General features: G+C 68.9%; 15 protein-coding genes and 1 pseudogene. 9 read left to right on the top strand and 7 right to left on the bottom strand.

Annotated features, from left to right (window positions below; all coding sequences use genetic code 11):
* From ABIA33_RS31535 to ABIA33_RS31525, 3 genes and pseudogenes are all read right to left on the bottom strand, one after another.
* On the bottom strand, positions 1-395 hold a 395-nt coding region (locus ABIA33_RS31535), incomplete at its 3' end, for an RICIN domain-containing protein (RefSeq protein ID WP_370086103.1).
* Between the two features lie 103 nt (positions 396-498).
* Positions 499-1,533, bottom strand: a complete 1,035-nt coding sequence (locus ABIA33_RS31530; protein WP_370086102.1) for a serine hydrolase domain-containing protein — start codon at positions 1,531-1,533, stop codon at positions 499-501.
* 67 nt (positions 1,534-1,600) lie between these two features.
* Positions 1,601-1,966 (bottom strand): annotated as a pseudogene (locus ABIA33_RS31525) (response regulator transcription factor); the annotation flags it as partial.
* Here ABIA33_RS31525 and ABIA33_RS31520 point away from each other — a divergent pair.
* Entirely contained in the window at positions 1,937-2,143 is a 207-nt protein-coding gene (locus ABIA33_RS31520) for a hypothetical protein (protein ID WP_370086109.1), read from the top strand. The pseudogene ABIA33_RS31525 and the gene ABIA33_RS31520 sit on opposite strands and share 30 nt — an antisense overlap.
* A gap of 278 nt (positions 2,144-2,421) precedes the next feature.
* Here ABIA33_RS31520 and ABIA33_RS31515 read toward each other — a convergent pair whose 3' ends face one another.
* Both ABIA33_RS31515 and ABIA33_RS31510 read right to left on the bottom strand, forming a co-directional pair.
* On the bottom strand, positions 2,422-2,889 hold the full coding sequence (locus ABIA33_RS31515; protein ID WP_370086101.1) for a DUF1003 domain-containing protein: 468 nt from the start codon (positions 2,887-2,889) through the stop codon (positions 2,422-2,424).
* A gap of 838 nt (positions 2,890-3,727) precedes the next feature.
* Positions 3,728-4,480 (bottom strand): helix-turn-helix domain-containing protein, encoded by a 753-nt coding sequence (locus ABIA33_RS31510; protein WP_370086100.1) that lies wholly within the window; start codon positions 4,478-4,480, stop codon positions 3,728-3,730.
* A 227-nt stretch (positions 4,481-4,707) separates the two neighbouring features.
* On the opposite strand from ABIA33_RS31510, the gene ABIA33_RS31505 reads away from it, so the two are divergent.
* The 5 genes from ABIA33_RS31505 (at position 4,708) to ABIA33_RS31485 (ending at position 10,829) form a co-directional block, all read left to right on the top strand.
* Positions 4,708-5,373: a DUF4097 family beta strand repeat-containing protein gene (locus ABIA33_RS31505; RefSeq protein ID WP_370086099.1), complete on the top strand. Its 666-nt coding sequence runs from the start codon at positions 4,708-4,710 to the stop codon at positions 5,371-5,373.
* A gap of 164 nt (positions 5,374-5,537) precedes the next feature.
* Positions 5,538-6,353, top strand: a complete 816-nt coding sequence (locus ABIA33_RS31500) for an alpha/beta fold hydrolase (RefSeq protein WP_370086098.1) — start codon at positions 5,538-5,540, stop codon at positions 6,351-6,353.
* Between the two features lie 392 nt (positions 6,354-6,745).
* Positions 6,746-7,795, top strand: a complete 1,050-nt coding sequence (locus ABIA33_RS31495) for an aldo/keto reductase (protein WP_370086097.1) — start codon at positions 6,746-6,748, stop codon at positions 7,793-7,795.
* 62 nt (positions 7,796-7,857) lie between these two features.
* A complete protein-coding gene (locus ABIA33_RS31490; protein ID WP_370086096.1) occupies positions 7,858-9,435 on the top strand; it encodes an IS1182 family transposase in 1,578 nt (525 codons plus the stop codon).
* A 194-nt stretch (positions 9,436-9,629) separates the two neighbouring features.
* Complete coding sequence (locus ABIA33_RS31485) at positions 9,630-10,829, top strand: glycosyltransferase (RefSeq protein ID WP_370086095.1); 1,200 nt, start codon at positions 9,630-9,632, stop codon at positions 10,827-10,829.
* Between the two features lie 8 nt (positions 10,830-10,837).
* Here ABIA33_RS31485 and ABIA33_RS31480 read toward each other — a convergent pair whose 3' ends face one another.
* Complete coding sequence (locus ABIA33_RS31480; protein WP_370086094.1) at positions 10,838-10,984, bottom strand: hypothetical protein; 147 nt, start codon at positions 10,982-10,984, stop codon at positions 10,838-10,840.
* 203 nt (positions 10,985-11,187) lie between these two features.
* Here ABIA33_RS31480 and ABIA33_RS31475 point away from each other — a divergent pair, with 203 nt between their 5' ends.
* A complete protein-coding gene (locus ABIA33_RS31475; RefSeq protein ID WP_370086093.1) occupies positions 11,188-11,403 on the top strand; it encodes a hypothetical protein in 216 nt (71 codons plus the stop codon).
* Between the two features lie 249 nt (positions 11,404-11,652).
* Here the strand turns inward: ABIA33_RS31475 and ABIA33_RS31470 are convergent, their stop codons facing one another.
* Positions 11,653-11,847 (bottom strand): hypothetical protein, encoded by a 195-nt coding sequence (locus tag ABIA33_RS31470; protein ID WP_370086092.1) that lies wholly within the window; start codon positions 11,845-11,847, stop codon positions 11,653-11,655.
* Between the two features lie 841 nt (positions 11,848-12,688).
* Here ABIA33_RS31470 and ABIA33_RS31465 point away from each other — a divergent pair.
* Together ABIA33_RS31465 and ABIA33_RS31460 are read left to right on the top strand one after the other, a co-directional pair.
* Positions 12,689-14,218 carry an MFS transporter gene (locus ABIA33_RS31465; protein WP_370086091.1) on the top strand — a complete coding sequence of 510 codons (1,530 nt, stop codon included), beginning with the start codon at positions 12,689-12,691 and terminating at the stop codon, positions 14,216-14,218.
* A 133-nt stretch (positions 14,219-14,351) separates the two neighbouring features.
* Positions 14,352-14,933, top strand: coding sequence for a MarR family winged helix-turn-helix transcriptional regulator (locus ABIA33_RS31460; protein ID WP_370086090.1), 582 nt, complete (start codon positions 14,352-14,354; stop codon positions 14,931-14,933).
* Positions 14,934-15,566: the final 633 nt, after the last annotated feature.

Genomic DNA, 15,566 nt, shown 5'->3' with positions numbered 1-15,566 from the left:
CACTGCTGGATCGTGGTGCCGTCGTGCACGTTCGAGATGTCGCCGACGTGCAGGTCCAGGCACATGTTGCTGTTGACGTTGCGCAGGGCGACGAACCCGGGCGCGGAGCTGACCGGCTCGATCAGCCAGTTCTGGTTGGCACCGTTGTGGCAGCTGAACTCCCCGACAAACGCACCGTGCTGAAGCGCGCTGCCGAACACGTCGACGCACCCCCCACTGTTGACGTTCCTGAACTCGACTGCCGCGCCGATGCTGTTCGGCGTCGCACCTCCCGGCGCGGCAACCGCCGTCGGCGTGACAGCCGCATTGGCTGCGGCGGCCGGCGCCACAGCCAGGCCGAGGCCCACCAGCGCGGCCCCGGCGAGCCATGAACTCAGCCGCTTGAACGATTTCATGGTGATGCTCTCCCCTACAGTTGATTCTTCGTGTGTGTCGACGTCTTGCTTCTGTGCCGGACAGAGGAACGGCCTGTGCGGGCCCAGACCGCCCCGTTGCCTGTCAGTGCAGTCCGCTGTAGGCGGCCATGACAATCTCCAGGCCGCGGTTGTCCTCCTGCCGGTCCCGGTCGATCATCTGGTTCATGACATAGGCCACCGTCATGCGTGAGCCGGGATCGCTGGCGACCAGCGAGCCGCCCCAGCCGCCCCAGCCGAAGGTGTTGCCGAACTTGCCGAAGCCCACGGTCCAGCACATCGGCGTCCCCAGGATGCGGTCCTCACCGCGGAACACCTCCTGCCACGCGGGCTCGCAACCCTGGGGGGACAGCAGTCGAACGCCGCTGGCCGAACCCTGGGTTGCCAGTACCGACTGGACAAGGGCGACAGAGCGAGCGTTGCCGAAGCCGTTTACCGCAGGGATCTGCGCACGGCGCCAGGCCACTGAGTTGGCGTCCTTGACCCTGATTGCGGCACCGGTGATCTCCCGGAGTACGCCGTCCGTTCCGGGCGGTGCGCTGGCGGCGTACTCGTCGGTCAGTGACGGCGGCGGGATGAGCGGTGCGACGCGGTGGTCATGCTCGCTGGAGAGCCCGATGTGGAAGTCCGCGCCCAGCGGCTTGGCCACCTCTTCGGCGAAGAACTCGCCGAGGCTGTGGCCGGTGATGCGGCGGACGATCTCACCGATGAGGAACCCGAAGGTGAGCGCGTGGTAGCCGGCGGCCGTCCCGGGTTCCCATTCGGGTGCCTGCGCGGCCAGTCCTGCCGTTACGTTGTCCCAGTCGTAGAGGTCCTCGACCGCCGTCAGCCCGGACAGGTCCGGCAGCCCCGCGGTATGGGACAGCACGTGCCGTACCAGCACGTCCTCCTTGCCGGCCGCAGCGAACTCGGGCCAGTAGGCGGCGACCGGCGCGGACAGATCGAGCTGGCCTCGGTCGGCCAGGATGAGCGCGCACAGGGCGGTCATGTTCTTGGTCGTCGAGTTCACACCGGCGAGGGTGTCGCGCTCCCAGCTGACCGAGCGGTCCGCATCGGCGTACCCGCCCCAGACGTCGACCACCGGCTCGCCGTCGAGGTAGACAGCGACCGAGGCGCCCACGTCGTCCTTGCCGAGCGAGGCCGCAAGGGCCTCACGGACTGCGACGAACCGCGGCTCGCATAGTCCCTTATTGGGCGCGGCTGGAGAGGGCGAGTTTGTTCATGGTTCGGTTGAGGTGGGTTTTGATGGTGGCGGTGCTGAGGACGAGGATCTCGGTGTTGGACAGGCCGGTGGCGACCAGGCGCAGGACCTCGCATTCGCGGGTGGTCAGGATGGCCATCTCGGGTGGGGGAGCGGTGGCTGGTTCGGGGCGCGGGGTGTAGGCCTCGATCAGGCGGCGGGTGATGGTGGGGGCGAAAGGCGGGTCGGCGGCGGCCAGGATGCGCCGGGTGGCGGTGATCCCGTCGGTGCCGGGCATTCGGATGTCCATCAGGATCACCTCGGGCCCGGCGGTCGCAGCCAAGTGGACGGCTTCCTCGCCGTCGGAGGGCTGCTGTTCCACACGGCAACTATCACGGAAGCAGGTCTGCGCATCGTGGACCTGTGGAACTCATCCGGCGCGCTGGACGCGTTTATGTCGAGGATGCTGCCAGCGCTCAAGGAGGCCGGTTTCCCGGAGGTGGGTCCGCCCAAGACCACAGAGGTCTACTACTACTACCCTCAGCGGTGACATGGATTCGCCGATCACCTGCCCTGCCAGCCATCGCACTCTCCGCTCTGCTTTCCTGCCCGACACCGGCCGGGAAGCCAGCGTCCCCCGCCTGCGACCGGCTGTCCCCGCCCAGCGTTGGTTCGGGGCAAACAGATATAAGGGCTCTCGACCGGGCGCCCGTTCTGTTGGCCTGACCTGGTGTCCCTGCCGCCTTGGGCAGGGCGCTCGGGCTGGCGGTCCGGTTTGCGACTCCGCCGGCCGGAGTCGCAACCGCGTCCGTCTGAGCAACAGCGCGTCTACACCTTGGCTTCGAGCTGTGCGTTGACCTTGGCCAGTTCCTGGTGCATTTCGTTGTGCTGTGCGCTCAGGGCCTCGAAGTTCACCATCAGTTGCTTCAGTAGTTCTTCTGAGCGGCAGTTGGTCTCGAAGTCGTGCTCGGCCAGCTCGCTGGAGATCTGGTCGCTGCGCTTCGCGGCGATCAGCAGGATCGCGCCCTGCATGGCCGCCAGGCAGGACAGCACCAGGTTGAGCAGGATGAACGGGTACGCGTCGAAGCCGTGTTTGCCGTTGAAGCCCATCCAGACGGCCAGGAAGACCAGCGAGCCAAGGACGAACGCCCACGAGCCCATTCCGTTGCGCATCTTGTCTGCGGCGCGCTCGCCCAGGGTGAGTTGCTTGTCGCTGCGCACGCCGGGGTGACCGTGCCATCGGTGCATGGTCCTGCTGGCGGTCTCGGTGGCGTCGGATATCAGCTGAGTGCTCATGGCGGGGCATTGTGCCAGGCGAGTGCGTGGGTGACGGCGGGAGGGCCCCCGGATGCACCCTGAGCGATAGTGCTGAGTTCGTGCGTCATGCGCCGTTGTCGGACCAGTTGTGGTGGGGACCGTCACAACTGACGGCGCGCAGCACCGCAACCGGTTCGGATTGGGTCCGACAGGTCGCCTGACGCAATGGGCCAGTACAGGGGGCGTGCCGGTCCGATGGGGAGTGAGCGGGAGCCGTCGGGGGGTGGATGGGATCCCGCTCAGGCGGGGCCCACGGGGGACGTACGCCCAGAGACGCCGACCGAGCCCTCGTACAGCCGCCCGGCGCCACGACCAGTAGGCACGACTCTGGTGGCGGGGGCCGGAGGACACGGGGGGCCGGGGCTGATTCCACCCGTCCAGCCCCTGCCGTAGACGAGGGAGGCCCGCGCCCGGCCAGCGGGGCCCTCCGCGGTTGGGGAGAAGAGGCACCCGGCCCTGTTTGCTACTGGTTCCGGGCCGGGCCGCCAGGAGTGCTACGGCTCCGACGGGTTCGACTCCTCGGGCCCGGCCGACGCGTGCCGAGGGCCACTTACGAACGAACAACAACGGCAGCACAGAACCGACTTGGTCCATGAGGGCGACGAAGACGCCATCCACGGTCTGGACCGCGCCTTGGCTGTTCTGTCCGCCGACCTCGACCGCGCGCACCGAACTGGGCGTCGACCTGCTCCGCGACTACCAGGACGATACAGAACACGGATCCTGTACCAGGGCACCGTGCTGCGCGCGATCATGATCGTCGCCTCCGTGGCCACCTGACGGCCTGCCAGGCTCTGGCCGTGATCGAGACGGCCGGCTATCCGTGGTCCGGGCTTGGTTGGGCGGTGTCGTTTGGGGTCGTTTCGGGTTTGGTGTGGAGGACTTCGCGGGCCTGCTCCGCGGCGCGGAGCATGCTCTCGCTGATGAAGTCGCTGAAGCGGGCGATGTTCTCCAGGCGGGCGGCGGCCAGGGTGTCGCGGCCCAGGACGCTGACGCCCTGCCGTGCGGTCTGGGCGACCTGGGCGATGCCGCGGGCACCGGCGATCGTCGACTGGTACCAGACGTCTTCGTCGACGAAGTAGCGCTCGCGGCGGCGTTCGTCGCGTTCCCGGCGGATGAGGCCCTGGCTTTCGAGGAACGCGATGGCCTTGGAGACGGACGCCGGGCTGACCTGGAGGTGCGCGGCGAGTTCGGACGCGGTGAGGCTGCCCGCGTCGGCGATGAAGAGGCAGGTCAGTACCCGGGCCGTCATCTTGGGCAGGCCCTGTCCCATCATCAGGGTGGTGAACGCCTCCTCGTACTCGCGCACAGCCTCGTCGTCGCGCCCGTGGCCCAGCGCCGGCGCCCCCTGCCCGCGAGGTGCGGCCTTGCGCCGGTGGGCGCGGCGTTCGGTGGCGCGGTGGGCCAGGTCGGCGCGGTAGGCGGTGGGGCCGCCGTTGCGATCCACCTCACGCGTGATCGTCGAAGTGGGACGGTCGAGGCGTCGGGCGATCTCCGCGTAGGCGAGGTCGTCGGCCAGCCCCAGCGCGATCTGCTGGCGTTCGGCCTGGGTGAGTCTGCCTCCCGGCACCGCGATCTCCCTTCGTGCTTCCCTGGTGCCGCCAGCATAGCGTTCACTCTCAATCCAATGCAACGATCGGAGTATCTGTCATTGCGTTAGATTTTGACTCGTTGCAACGAAATCTGGACTTTGGCCTGCACAAATACAGATTAAACGCAACGAGTATGTTGCGTGATACACGAACGCAACGTAGCGTTTCCGTTGTCAGAAACAAGGAGCACCGCAAGGAGAGCATCATGCAGAAGTTCGCCACCCCCGCCGCGATCTGCGCCGTCCTGGACATCGCCGCCGGGCGCATCCAGGTCATCGCCGCCGACCGCGCCGACACCACCGTCGAGATCCTGCCCGCCGACCCCTCCAAGGGCCGCGACGTGAAGGCGGCAGAGAAGACCACCGTCGAATTCGCCGACGGCGTCCTGCGGATCCACACCGCCGACCCCAAGAACCAGTACTTCGGCCCCTCCGGATCCCTGGAGGTCACCGTCCAACTGCCCGCCGGCTCCCGCATCGAGGCCCACACCGCCAGCTGCGAACTGCGCGGCGTCGGCCGCCTGGGCGACATCGTCTTCGAAGGCGCCTACCGCCACATCAAGATCGACGAGGCCGCGAGCGTGCGCCTGACCGCGGTCGACGGCGACATCGAGGTCGGCCGCCTGCACGGCCCCGCACAGATCACCACCGCCCGCGGCGCCATCCGGATCACCGAGGCCGTGCGCGGTACGGTCGTGCTCCGCACCCAGATGGGCGACATCACGGTCGGCGCCACCCCCGGCACCTCCGCCTCCCTGGACGCCGGCACCGGCCACGGCCGCGTCAGCAACGCCCTCAAGAACGACGGCACCACCGAACTCGACATCCGCGCCACCACCGGCCAGGGCGACATCACCGCCCGCAGCCTCTAAAGGCAGCAGGACCAGGACTGTCCGGCCGGGCCCACCGCGATCGAGATCCCCATCGCTCGTCGCAGACGACCCGGCCGCCCGTCCACCAGGGGCCCGCGATCCACATGCAGCGCCTGGAGAAGTCGAAACCGTACAAGACACCCAACGTGACCAAGGGGGAACCCATGACGAAGAACACATCCGGGGCCGACGCGAAGTGGGCCGGCATGGTGCCGGTCGACGACACCGCCCTGGCCGTCACCGACACCGGCGGCCCCGGCATCCCCGTGGTCTACCTCAACGGCCAGTTCGCCACCCAGGGGTACTGGCGGCGGGCCATCGCCGAACTGGGCACCGGCTGGCGGCACATCACCTACGACGAGCGAGCCCGCGGCAGGAAATCGAAGCGCTCCGCGGACTACTCCTTCGAAACAGCCGTCCGCGACGTCGACGCCGTCCTGGCCGCCAGGGGCGTGGACCGGGCACTGGTCGTGGGCTGGTCCTACGGAGCGTTCATCGCGGCACACTGGGCCAGCCGGAACCCGGACCGCACCCTGGGCGCCGTCCTGGTCGACGGCGCATACCCCTACGACTGGCTCGACGACGCCATGGAACAGCGGATCCGCAAGCTCTTCCGGCGGATGAGCTGGTTCACCCCGCTCCTGCGCCCGACCGGGATCACCCCGCGGATGACCGCCGAACAGCAGGCGAACAGCAACATCGAACTCGGCAGGCTCTCCCGCGAGCGCGAACTGGGCCCCGTGCTGGACAACATCACCGTCCCGGTGCGGTACGTGGTTGCCTCAGGGACATCCCTCGGAAGCCGCAGCGGTGAGCAGGAACAGATACGCACCAGCCTCGACGCGGTGACCGCCCGCAACCCGAACATCGAAATCAGCGCGAAGGTCGCCAGCAACCACGGCGCGATCCTCAAGAAGGACTCCCCAGCCATCGCCCAGGCCGTACGCCAGATCGCAGCCCTCGACCGCGGCCGACGCTGAAGACACGAGCCACCGCACTTCCACCGCACCGGGGCGGAAAGCCTTCCGATCACGGTCGGGACCGCCGTCCGCTTCCAGGACTCGATGCCCATTCCGGGGGCGGCCGACTCCAGTCTCCCGGCCCGCGCCCCGGCCTCCCGCAGGTTTCCCGCCCCTCGGGCCGCTGGTGCGGGCCACGGGGCCGGTATTTGGCTCTAGGAGGGTGCTGAAGATCTGGGCCGGCGTTCTGTGCCTCCGCTCGCCGCGTCCGGTGACCTGACCGGAGCTCAACTACCCCACGCGCGTGGTCGTGCCACCGACATCACGGGATCGACCGCGCGGGCTTGATCTCGAGTGCACTCCAACTCCTATAGTGCGCTGCACAGGGGAGTCACCAGCAAGGGAGTACGGCCATGCGTTATCGCAACCTCGGCGGAACCGGCATCGAGGTCAGTACGTACTGCCTGGGCACGATGATGTTCGGCGCTGTCGGAAACACCGACCACGACGACTGCGTCCGCATTGTCCACACGGCCCTCGACGAGGGCATCAACTTCGTGGACACCGCAGACATGTATTCCGCAGGCGAGTCAGAGGAGATCGTTGGCAAGGCGCTCCGGGGCCGCCGTGAGAACGTGGTGCTCGCCAGCAAGGTCCACTTCCAGATGGGGGAGGGACGCAACCGGAGCGGCAATTCGCGGCGTTGGATCGTTAGGGCGGTCGAGGATAGCCTGCGGAGGCTGCAGACCGACTGGATCGACCTCTACCAGGTGCACCGCCCCGACCAAACGACCGACGTCGAGGAGACGCTCTCGGTCCTGGGCGACCTGGTGCGCGAAGGCAAGATCCGCGCCTTCGGCTGCTCGACCTTCCCGGCCGAGGAGATCGTCGAGGCCCACCACGTCGCCGAACGGCGCGCGCTGCCGCGGTTCCGGACCGAGCAGCCGCCCTACTCGCTGATCGTCCGCGGCATCGAGTCCTCGGTGCTGCCCGTCTGTCGGCGCTACGGGATGGGTGTGCTGACCTGGAGCCCGCTCGCCTCCGGCTTCCTGACCGGTAAGTACCGGCAGGGCCGCCCCATCGACCTCTCCACCGGACGGGCCAGGCTCACCCCCGCCCGCTTCGACCCGGCTATCCCCGGGAACGCGGCCAAGCTCGCCGCTGTCGAGCAGTTCACCGAGCTCGCTACCGAGATCGGCTGCACCCTGCCCGAGCTGGCGATAGCCTTCCCCCTCGCACACCCAGCCGTCACCTCGGTGATCATCGGACCGCGTACCGGGGAGCAACTGGAGCACCTCCTCAAGGGTGCCTCGCTCGTGCTGGACGACGCCGTACTCGACCGGATCGACGAGATCGTGCCGCCGGGAGTCAACCTCTACCACCCGGACGGTGCCTGGCGGGCGCCCGCGCTCGACGACACCGCGGGCCGCCGGCGGGCCCCGGCGGACCGCCCCGCCGTCTAGAAGATCACCGAAATCTCGGGTTCTGGCCTCGTATGTGCTGACGCGGGGCCAGCCTGCTGTGCATGCAGGGGGAATGGGGCGGGGACAGCGTCGGCGAGGACGTCTGGGAGACCTGCCGGGAGCTGGTCCCGGTCGGGAGCGTGTTCGCGTTCCTGGCCGAGCACCGCGAAGTGCTGTTCCCGAAGTCGATGTTCGCGGACATGTACCCCTCGGGCAACGGGCGTCCGTCGATGCCGCCGCAGGTCCTGGCGGCGACGGTGGTGCTGCAGAGCCTGCACGGGCTGTCCGACTTCGAGACGGTGCAGGAACTGCGCTGCGACCTGCGGTGGAAGGCTGCGTGCGGACTCGGTTTGCACGACACCGCGTTCGATTCCTCGCTGCTGACCTACTTCCGCCGTCGGCTGCAGCGCTCCGGTGATCCGAACCGGCTGTTCACCAAGGTCAGGGAGGTCGTGGCGGCTACCGGTGTCCTCAAGGGCCGGCAGCGCCGGGCACTGGACTCCACCGTGCTCGACGACGCGGTCGCCACTCAGGACACGGTCACCCAGTTGGTGGCCGCGATCCGCCGGGTCATCCGCGAGGTCCTCGGCGCGCAGACGGTGGCCGACCGGTGGTGCACCGCCCACGACTACACCGACCCGGGCAAGCCGAGGATCGCGTGGAACGATGTGCAGGCCCGCGCCGACCTGGTTGACGCCCTGGTCACTGACGTCCTGAACCTGCTTGGGCGGCTGCCCGAACAGGAACTGGGCGAGACGGCGGCGAACGCGGTCGGTTTGCTGGCGCTGGCCGCCGGGCAGGACGTGGAACCCGTCGACGGAAGTGATGGCCGCGACGGGCGCTGGCAGATCACCCAGGGCACCGCGCACGACCGCACCGTGTCCACGGTCGACCCTGAAGTACGGCACATCCACAAGAACAGGTCGCGCCACCAGGAGGGCTTCCGCGCGCACGTGGCCTTCGAACCCGAGACTGGTCTGTTCACTGATGTCGCCGCGGGCAGCGGGGCCGGCAACCACGAGGCTGCCGTCGCCCGCGACCTCCTCGCCCAGGAGGTCCTGCCGGTCACCGTCCTCGGCGACGCCGCCTACGGCACCGGCGAACTGCGCGAACACCTCCAGGCCCAGGGCCACGACCCGGTCCTCAAGCCACTGCCGCTCAGAGCAGCCGTCCCCGGCGGGTTCACCTCAGACCAGTTCACCGTCGACACCGAACAGGGCCAGGTCACCTGCCCCGCCGCACACACCGTCCCGCTCGGCCGACCCCTGGCGAACGGCGCACGCCAGGCCCAGTTCAAGAAACTCTGCGCCGACTGCCCGCTCAGGGACCGCTGCACCCGCTCCAAAACCGGACGCACCTTCACTGTCCACGCCAAGTACGACCTGCTCAGAGCCGCCCGCGACCAAGCCGTCGCCGACCCCGACTGGAAAGCCGAGTACCGCCGCTGGCGACCACCGGTGGAACGCGCCATCGCCTGGCTCGTCGCCAAGGGCAACTGCCGCGTGCCCTATCGAGGCGTCATCAAGAACGACACCTGGCTCCACCACCGCGCCGCCGCCCTCAACCTCCGCCGCCTGACCAACCTCGGACTCACCCGCACCACCACCGGTGCCTGGACCCTGGCCCCCGCCGTCCTATAGGGGCGACAGGGGGCAACCTTGTCCAGCTCAGAATTCGGTCTCACACCAAGATTTTCAGGAGCGTTCTAGCCGGTCATTAATCGGCTCGCAACGCCCCCTTCACAAGGTCGTAAACCGCATGCGCGCTGATAGCGACAGCCGGCGGATCACTGGGACCGGGCTCGTGCTGGAATACAGCGATTGGTGAGGTGCGCGTGAGGGACAGGCTGCGAGTGCTGTCGATCTACGAGGGCTTCTTCTCGGGCGGAGCCCGGATGCTGCACACGGACGCCGTCATAGGCCTGCACGAGGGCGGCCAACGCCATCGGGTGCTGAGCATCCACGGGGACATGCGGCGGGAGGCCACCTACCAGCGGATGGAGGACGACGCCTGCTACCGCTCCCTGAGCGCCGCGGGGGTACCGGTCACCTCGCTGGGCCGCCGCCCGCCCGGCACCGCCGGACCTGGCGCCTTCACATCACCCGAGCTGGCCGTCACCACCGGACTGACTGCGGACGCCGACGTCATCCTGTCTCTGAAGGAACAGCCGATCGGCCTACTCAACCAGGCCGGCCCGCCGCACCGGCCGGTGGTCGTCTGCCTGCACCGATCCGACCCGGAAAACCAGGGCGCCGCCCTGGACGACCTGAAGACCGCCGTCGCCGAGGGCCGAATCGCGGCCGCCGTCTGCTGCGCCGCCTCCACCAAGGCCGCCTACCAGGCCGCCGGGATCCCCGCCGGCCTCCTGCACGTCATTCCAAACGGCGTGGATCTGCTGCGGTTCCGGCCCGACCCGGTCCGGCATGCCGCACTGCGTGCGTCACTGCGGATCCCGTCGACTGCACCGGTGATCGTCTTCGCGGCCCGCTACGCCGCCATGAAGAACGTGCCGCTGTTCCTCAGCGCCGCCCGTAGCTACCTTCGCCAGGAGCCCGGCGGACACATCCTGATGTGCGGCGCCGGCATGACCACGGCCAACCCTGGCCTGCGTGCGGACCTCGCGGCCGCCTTCGCCGACGAGCCCCGGCTCACCGACCGGGTATCCCTGCTCGGGGTGCGCTGCGACATGGAGGTTGTCTACGCGGCCGCCGACGTGGTCTCGCTGACCTCCGCCACCGGGGAGGCGGCCCCGCTGTGCCTGATCGAAGGCATGATGTGCGGTGCCGTACCGGTGGCCACCGACGTAGGCGATTGCGCGGCGATGGTGGCCGGGCACGGCATCACCACACCGCCCGATCCCGAGACGATCGCCCGTGCCTGGAGCGAAGCCGCCGGCCGCCGCGCCGAGTTCGCCCCCGCCCTCGCGCGCAGTCGCGAACGCTTCAGCCGCACCCGCATGATCGTCTCCTACTCCGCGCTGATCGACCGCGTCCACCGCGATGCGGCCGAAGTGGCCCTGGCCGAACCCTTCTGAGGGCGTTGTCAGGTGTTGTCAGGTTGAGTCAGGCTTCGGGGGTGCGGGTCCGGTTCGGGACGTGTCTGGCCGCCGGTCGTGGTGTCTGGTTCAGGCTGCGGCGGCAGGCCGGTGGTGTCGGTGATCTGGTCCCAGATGGCGAAGCGGATGATCATCTCGGTGCGGTGCGGTGCGGTGCGGTGCGGTGCGGTGCGGTGCGGTGCGGTGCGGTGCGGTGCGGTGGCCGGTGGCGGTGAGCCGGTGGCGTCGGGGTCTGAAGTGGGGTGAGATGCCGCTGAACCGGCCGGGAACCGTTGCGCGGCACCGACCGAGCGGGTGCGGGGCTGGCCGCGAGCGTCGTGGCCCTGACCGCCAGCAGTTGGCTGGGCACGCGGACCGGCTGGAGGGGCGGGCCGACCGGGTGGAGCGGGCGGCGCAGAAGGCGAACAGCCGCGCGGAGATCGAGCTCCGCGCGCGGATGACCGCCGCACAGTGGGAGCTGGAGGACCGGTTCCGCCCGTTCGTGGCCTCCGCGCGCGAACGGGAGCGCGCGAATGCGGAGGCCCCGCGCGTCGCGCCCGGCCGACAGCACTGAGCAGCAGCAGGTGCGCACCAACCCCGCTCCGGTGCGCCCCGGAGTGGTCCGCTGACCGCACCCGGCGCACTGGGGCGCGCCTGCGACCGCCCCGGTGCGGGCGGTGCGCGGATGCGGTGAGGTTCGGGTGCTTGCGGTGCGCACCGCAAGCCGCGGCCGGTGCGCTGCTGGTGGAGCCGGTGCACCCGGAACATCAGAAGCCGATGCCCGGTCCTGGCTCGCCAGGCCCTCGCCTGGGGCAAGGGAGCTCTACGCCGCCTGGAAGGCCCGGCGCCGCGCAGCGCCCCGCCCAGTCCGCACCGCCTGCGCCCCGGGGCACCGCAACCGCAGCCGAGGCCAGCCGCCCGAGGCGGCGTCCGAAGCCCTGCGGCCCGGCCCGGCCTGCAGCAGCTGCTCGCCCAGCTCGAAGCCGAACACACCCAGCAGCCAGCCACAGGCACCCATTCCTCATCTGACGCCGACGCGGAACCCGCTGCGCTGTGCCGGGTACGGGCCACACGCGGCGGGGCATGGCCCCGTTCAGTCCCCGCCGGCCCCGGAGTCGGACGAGGCCGTCACCGCCGGGGCGAAGCGCGAGGCGCAGTGTGCCGGGATCTCGGAGCCACTACGCAGCAGGCTGATTGCGCTGGTCGACGTGCGCGGCTTCCGACCGTCAACCTGATCCCGACCACGCTCACCTCCCATGCGCATGGCCCCCGGCACGGCCAAGAGCCCACCCACGATCCTGATCACCGGGGTACAAGTAGCGCTTCTGGACCTCCTCGGCATGGACGAGATCCGCCCCCGCTGGCTTCAAACCTGATACCCCGCGTGCGAAGGCCAGGTCTCGAGCCGGCCCTGCGCGGGCAGTTGGCTGGTGTCGTGGACCGCAGCCCATGCATTCGCCCCCGAGCCGCTGGTTCGGTGCGCTTCGTCGACGGGCACGGCGGTCCAGGGCTGTGCAGCTCAAGCCCTGGCCTCATTGCTCACGCTTCGGCGGAAAATGCAAGCTGAATTCGCTGGATCGAATATCCCGTGCTGATTGCTCACACATCGGGCGGCTCTGTCAAGGGCGAGAATCGCCACACCCGGGAATGGCGACAGCCCGCGAGAAGCGAATGCTAGGGTTGTTCACAGCCCGAATGCACACTGCATGCCGCATCGGCACAGTTCCCTCCGTTTGCTCGGCGACCGCTTCGAAATAGTGACAGGAGTGCGCTCCTGTTTTCCGGAGCAGGGAGCCGACTTTCGATATCTGTCGCACGAGTTCGGGCAAGAATTCACGCCCACACAACGGAGTTCTTTCGTGTCGACTGACAGTGCAATTACGGCTGCCCCTGCGCGGGCTGGCGCATCATCGGAGCCGCCGGGCGGCCGCCACCTGGGTCTGGCCCTGTTCGTGATCGCCGCGGCGCAGCTTATGGTGGTCCTGGACGCCACGATCACCAATATCGCCCTGCCGAGCATCCAGATCCATCTCCACGTCTCCACCCCGAACCTGGCCTGGGTGGTCAACTCCTACGCACTGGCGTTCGGCGGCCTGCTGCTGCTCGGCGGCCGCGCCGGCGACCTCTTCGGACGCAGGCGCATGTTCCGCATCGGCATCGCGGTGTTCACCCTCGCCTCCCTGCTCGGTGGCCTCGCGCCGAACGAGGGCCTGCTGATCGCCGCCCGGATCCTGCAAGGCGTCGGCGCCGCGCTCGCCGCTCCCAGCGCCCTCGCGCTGATCACCACGACCTTCCCCGCGGGCAAGCCGCGCAACACCGCGATGGGCGTGTACGCCGCCATGGGCGGCGTCGGTGCCACCGTCGGCCTACTGCTCGGCGGCGTCCTGACCGACTACCTTGACTGGCGCTGGGTGTTCTTCGTCAACATCCCCATCGGCCTTGCCGTCCTGGCCGGCACCACGACCCTCACCGAGGCCCAACGCCACCCCGGACGCCTGGACATCCCCGGCGCCATCACCGGTAGCGGCGGCCTGATCGCCCTCGTCTACGGCATCACCCGCGGCGGCGACCGTGGCTGGACCGACGGCCTGACCCTCACCTCCTTCGCGACCGCCGCCGCACTGCTGGCCGCCTTCCTCCTCTACCAGACCCGGGTCGAGCACCCGATGATGCCGCTGCGCCTGTTCAAGGACCGCACCCGCTCCGGCAGTTACATCACCATGCTGCTCATCGGCTCGGGCATGTTCGCCACCTTCTACTTCCTCACCCTCTACATGCAGCTCATCCTCGGCTACACCCCCGTCAGGACCGGCTTCGCCTACCTGCCCTTCAACTGCGGCATGGCCCTGGCCGCAGGAGTCAGCTCCAAGCTGGTCACCCACCTCGCACCACGGCTTATCGCCGGGCCAGGCCTACTGGTGGCAGCCGCCGGCATGCTCTGGTTCTCCACCCTCACGCCGAACTCCTCCTACACCACCCACTTGGCGCCCGCGATGTTCGTCACCGCCCTCGGCCTCGGCGCCAGCTTCGTCCCCATGACCCTCGGCGCCGTTCACCACGTCCAGCACCACGACACCGGAGTCGCCTCCGCCCTCCTCAACACCGCACAGCAGATCGGCGGCGCGCTCGGCCTCGCCGTCCTCGCCAGCATCTCCACCTCGGCAGCCAACAACAAGCTCCCGGACGCCGCCAACGCCTACTACCGCGCCCTGGCCAGCAAGGACTTCTCCCTCGTGGCCAAGGCCGGCGGCGCACTCACCCACGGCTACACCGCCGCCTTCATCGCCGCCGCCGCCATGTTCCTCGCCGGCCTGGCCGTCACCGCACTCGCCATCAACGCCGGCAAGCAGCACCACACCCCCGACCCAGCCTCCGTCCACATCGGCTGACAGCGGACCCAGTCCTGGACCGCCAAGCCTTCCTTCACCCGATACGTCGCCTGCCCGTGTGGCAGGCGACGCATCGCTCGGGCCGAGGGTGGAGCCCGCCCCTGAATCCCTTTGCACATGGAAGAGAACTGCCGTGCCCGATACTGCCGATACCGCGCGCAACGTTGCCTTGGCCCGCGACCACGCATGGACCGGCGAAGACAACATCGAGAAGGCCATGAGCGACAGCGCCGACGCTGTCGTCTGCAATACACCAGGGCCCGAGTCGGGTGACCGCGCTTCAGATGAGCTGGGCCCGGCGGTGCTCACCCTCGGACGCGCCTACCTGGGTGCAGTCGCTGCAATCCTCGACACCGTCCCCCATGGCCCGCGTGGATACCACACCCTCTGTGCCGTGATCCGAGGCAATCATCCAAGCCAGTTGGTGTTGGCCAGCCAGCTAGGCATTGACCGCACGGTGATGACCTACCTGATCGACGACCTTGTCTCCGCCGGCCTGGTCGAGCGTCAGCTCAATCCTGCCGACCGGCGCCAGCGCAAGATCGTCGCCACCCCAAGCGGCACGCAAACGATGACCGAGCTCACCGGACGCGTCCGCGAAGTAGAGGACGAACTCCTCAGCGCACTCGACAACCACGAGCGAAAGGCATTCCGTGACCTGCTCAGACGAGCAGTCGGCGGCCTGCGCGACAGCGACAACAGCAGCCCCTGCTAGCCCCCTGCTGTTCAATCGGGTCCTGTTGAGTTTAGCCTCACGCTACTGAGGAGAGCGCATCGAACCACATCAGGGTCATGAACTCCACGTCGTCGTCCCGGTCCCGACGGACCAGGTCGATCGAGAGGAAGTGGCGTTCATGCGCCAGGCGGCGAACTGGATGCTGACGTCGAAGCGGTCGGCGACGTCCTGGTCGGTTCTGCCGTACAGCGCTGCCCCGATGGCCCTCACCGGGAGAGACCGGCTCTCCAAGGGAGGCGGAAGTCCACCGCGTTGGCGGCCCGATGCAGCGCCTCCTCGGCGACTCTTCGCGCTTCGGCGGGTATGTCGCCGCGCTCTCGAACAAGTTGGGCGAAGATCGGCGCATCGTTCCGCTCGAGGGTGCTCACTGTGGCCTGGGTCCTCCCGTGACATCGGCACCCGCTCGCGTACGGGCCCCGGAGGTGTCGCGAGTCTACTGGCCCGGCTGCGGGCAGACGGCTGGCGTCCGCCCAGCGGATGGGAGCGGTGGTGTTCATCCCCCGCCACCCACAGTGCCGTTCCTCGCGCTGCGCCACTCGTGTCCGCGCCCAATGATCACGGTCGGCTGACTGACATGTGAGCTGGGGTGGTCAGATAGGCCTTCTCCTTCGG

Source organism: Streptacidiphilus sp. MAP12-16, assembly GCF_041262165.1.
Classification (GTDB): Bacteria; Actinomycetota; Actinomycetes; order Streptomycetales; family Streptomycetaceae; genus Streptacidiphilus.
Note: the sequence above shows the minus strand (reverse complement) of the source record. Positions and strands in the feature narration are given on the sequence as shown.

Bases quoted from the DNA above. Each gene is read 5' to 3' on its own strand.
- ABIA33_RS31515 (WP_370086101.1), bottom strand. From the start codon at position 2,889: ATGAGCACTCAGCTGATATCCGACGCCACCGAGACCGCCAGCAGGACC.
- ABIA33_RS31500 (WP_370086098.1), top strand. From the start codon at position 5,538: ATGACGAAGAACACATCCGGGGCCGACGCGAAGTGGGCCGGCATGGTG.
- ABIA33_RS31505 (WP_370086099.1), top strand. From the start codon at position 4,708: ATGCAGAAGTTCGCCACCCCCGCCGCGATCTGCGCCGTCCTGGACATC.
- ABIA33_RS31470 (WP_370086092.1), bottom strand. From the start codon at position 11,847: ATGGGTGCCTGTGGCTGGCTGCTGGGTGTGTTCGGCTTCGAGCTGGGC.
- ABIA33_RS31495 (WP_370086097.1), top strand. From the start codon at position 6,746: ATGCGTTATCGCAACCTCGGCGGAACCGGCATCGAGGTCAGTACGTAC.
- ABIA33_RS31490 (WP_370086096.1), top strand. From the start codon at position 7,858: ATGCAGGGGGAATGGGGCGGGGACAGCGTCGGCGAGGACGTCTGGGAG.
- ABIA33_RS31480 (WP_370086094.1), bottom strand. From the start codon at position 10,984: ATGATCATCCGCTTCGCCATCTGGGACCAGATCACCGACACCACCGGC.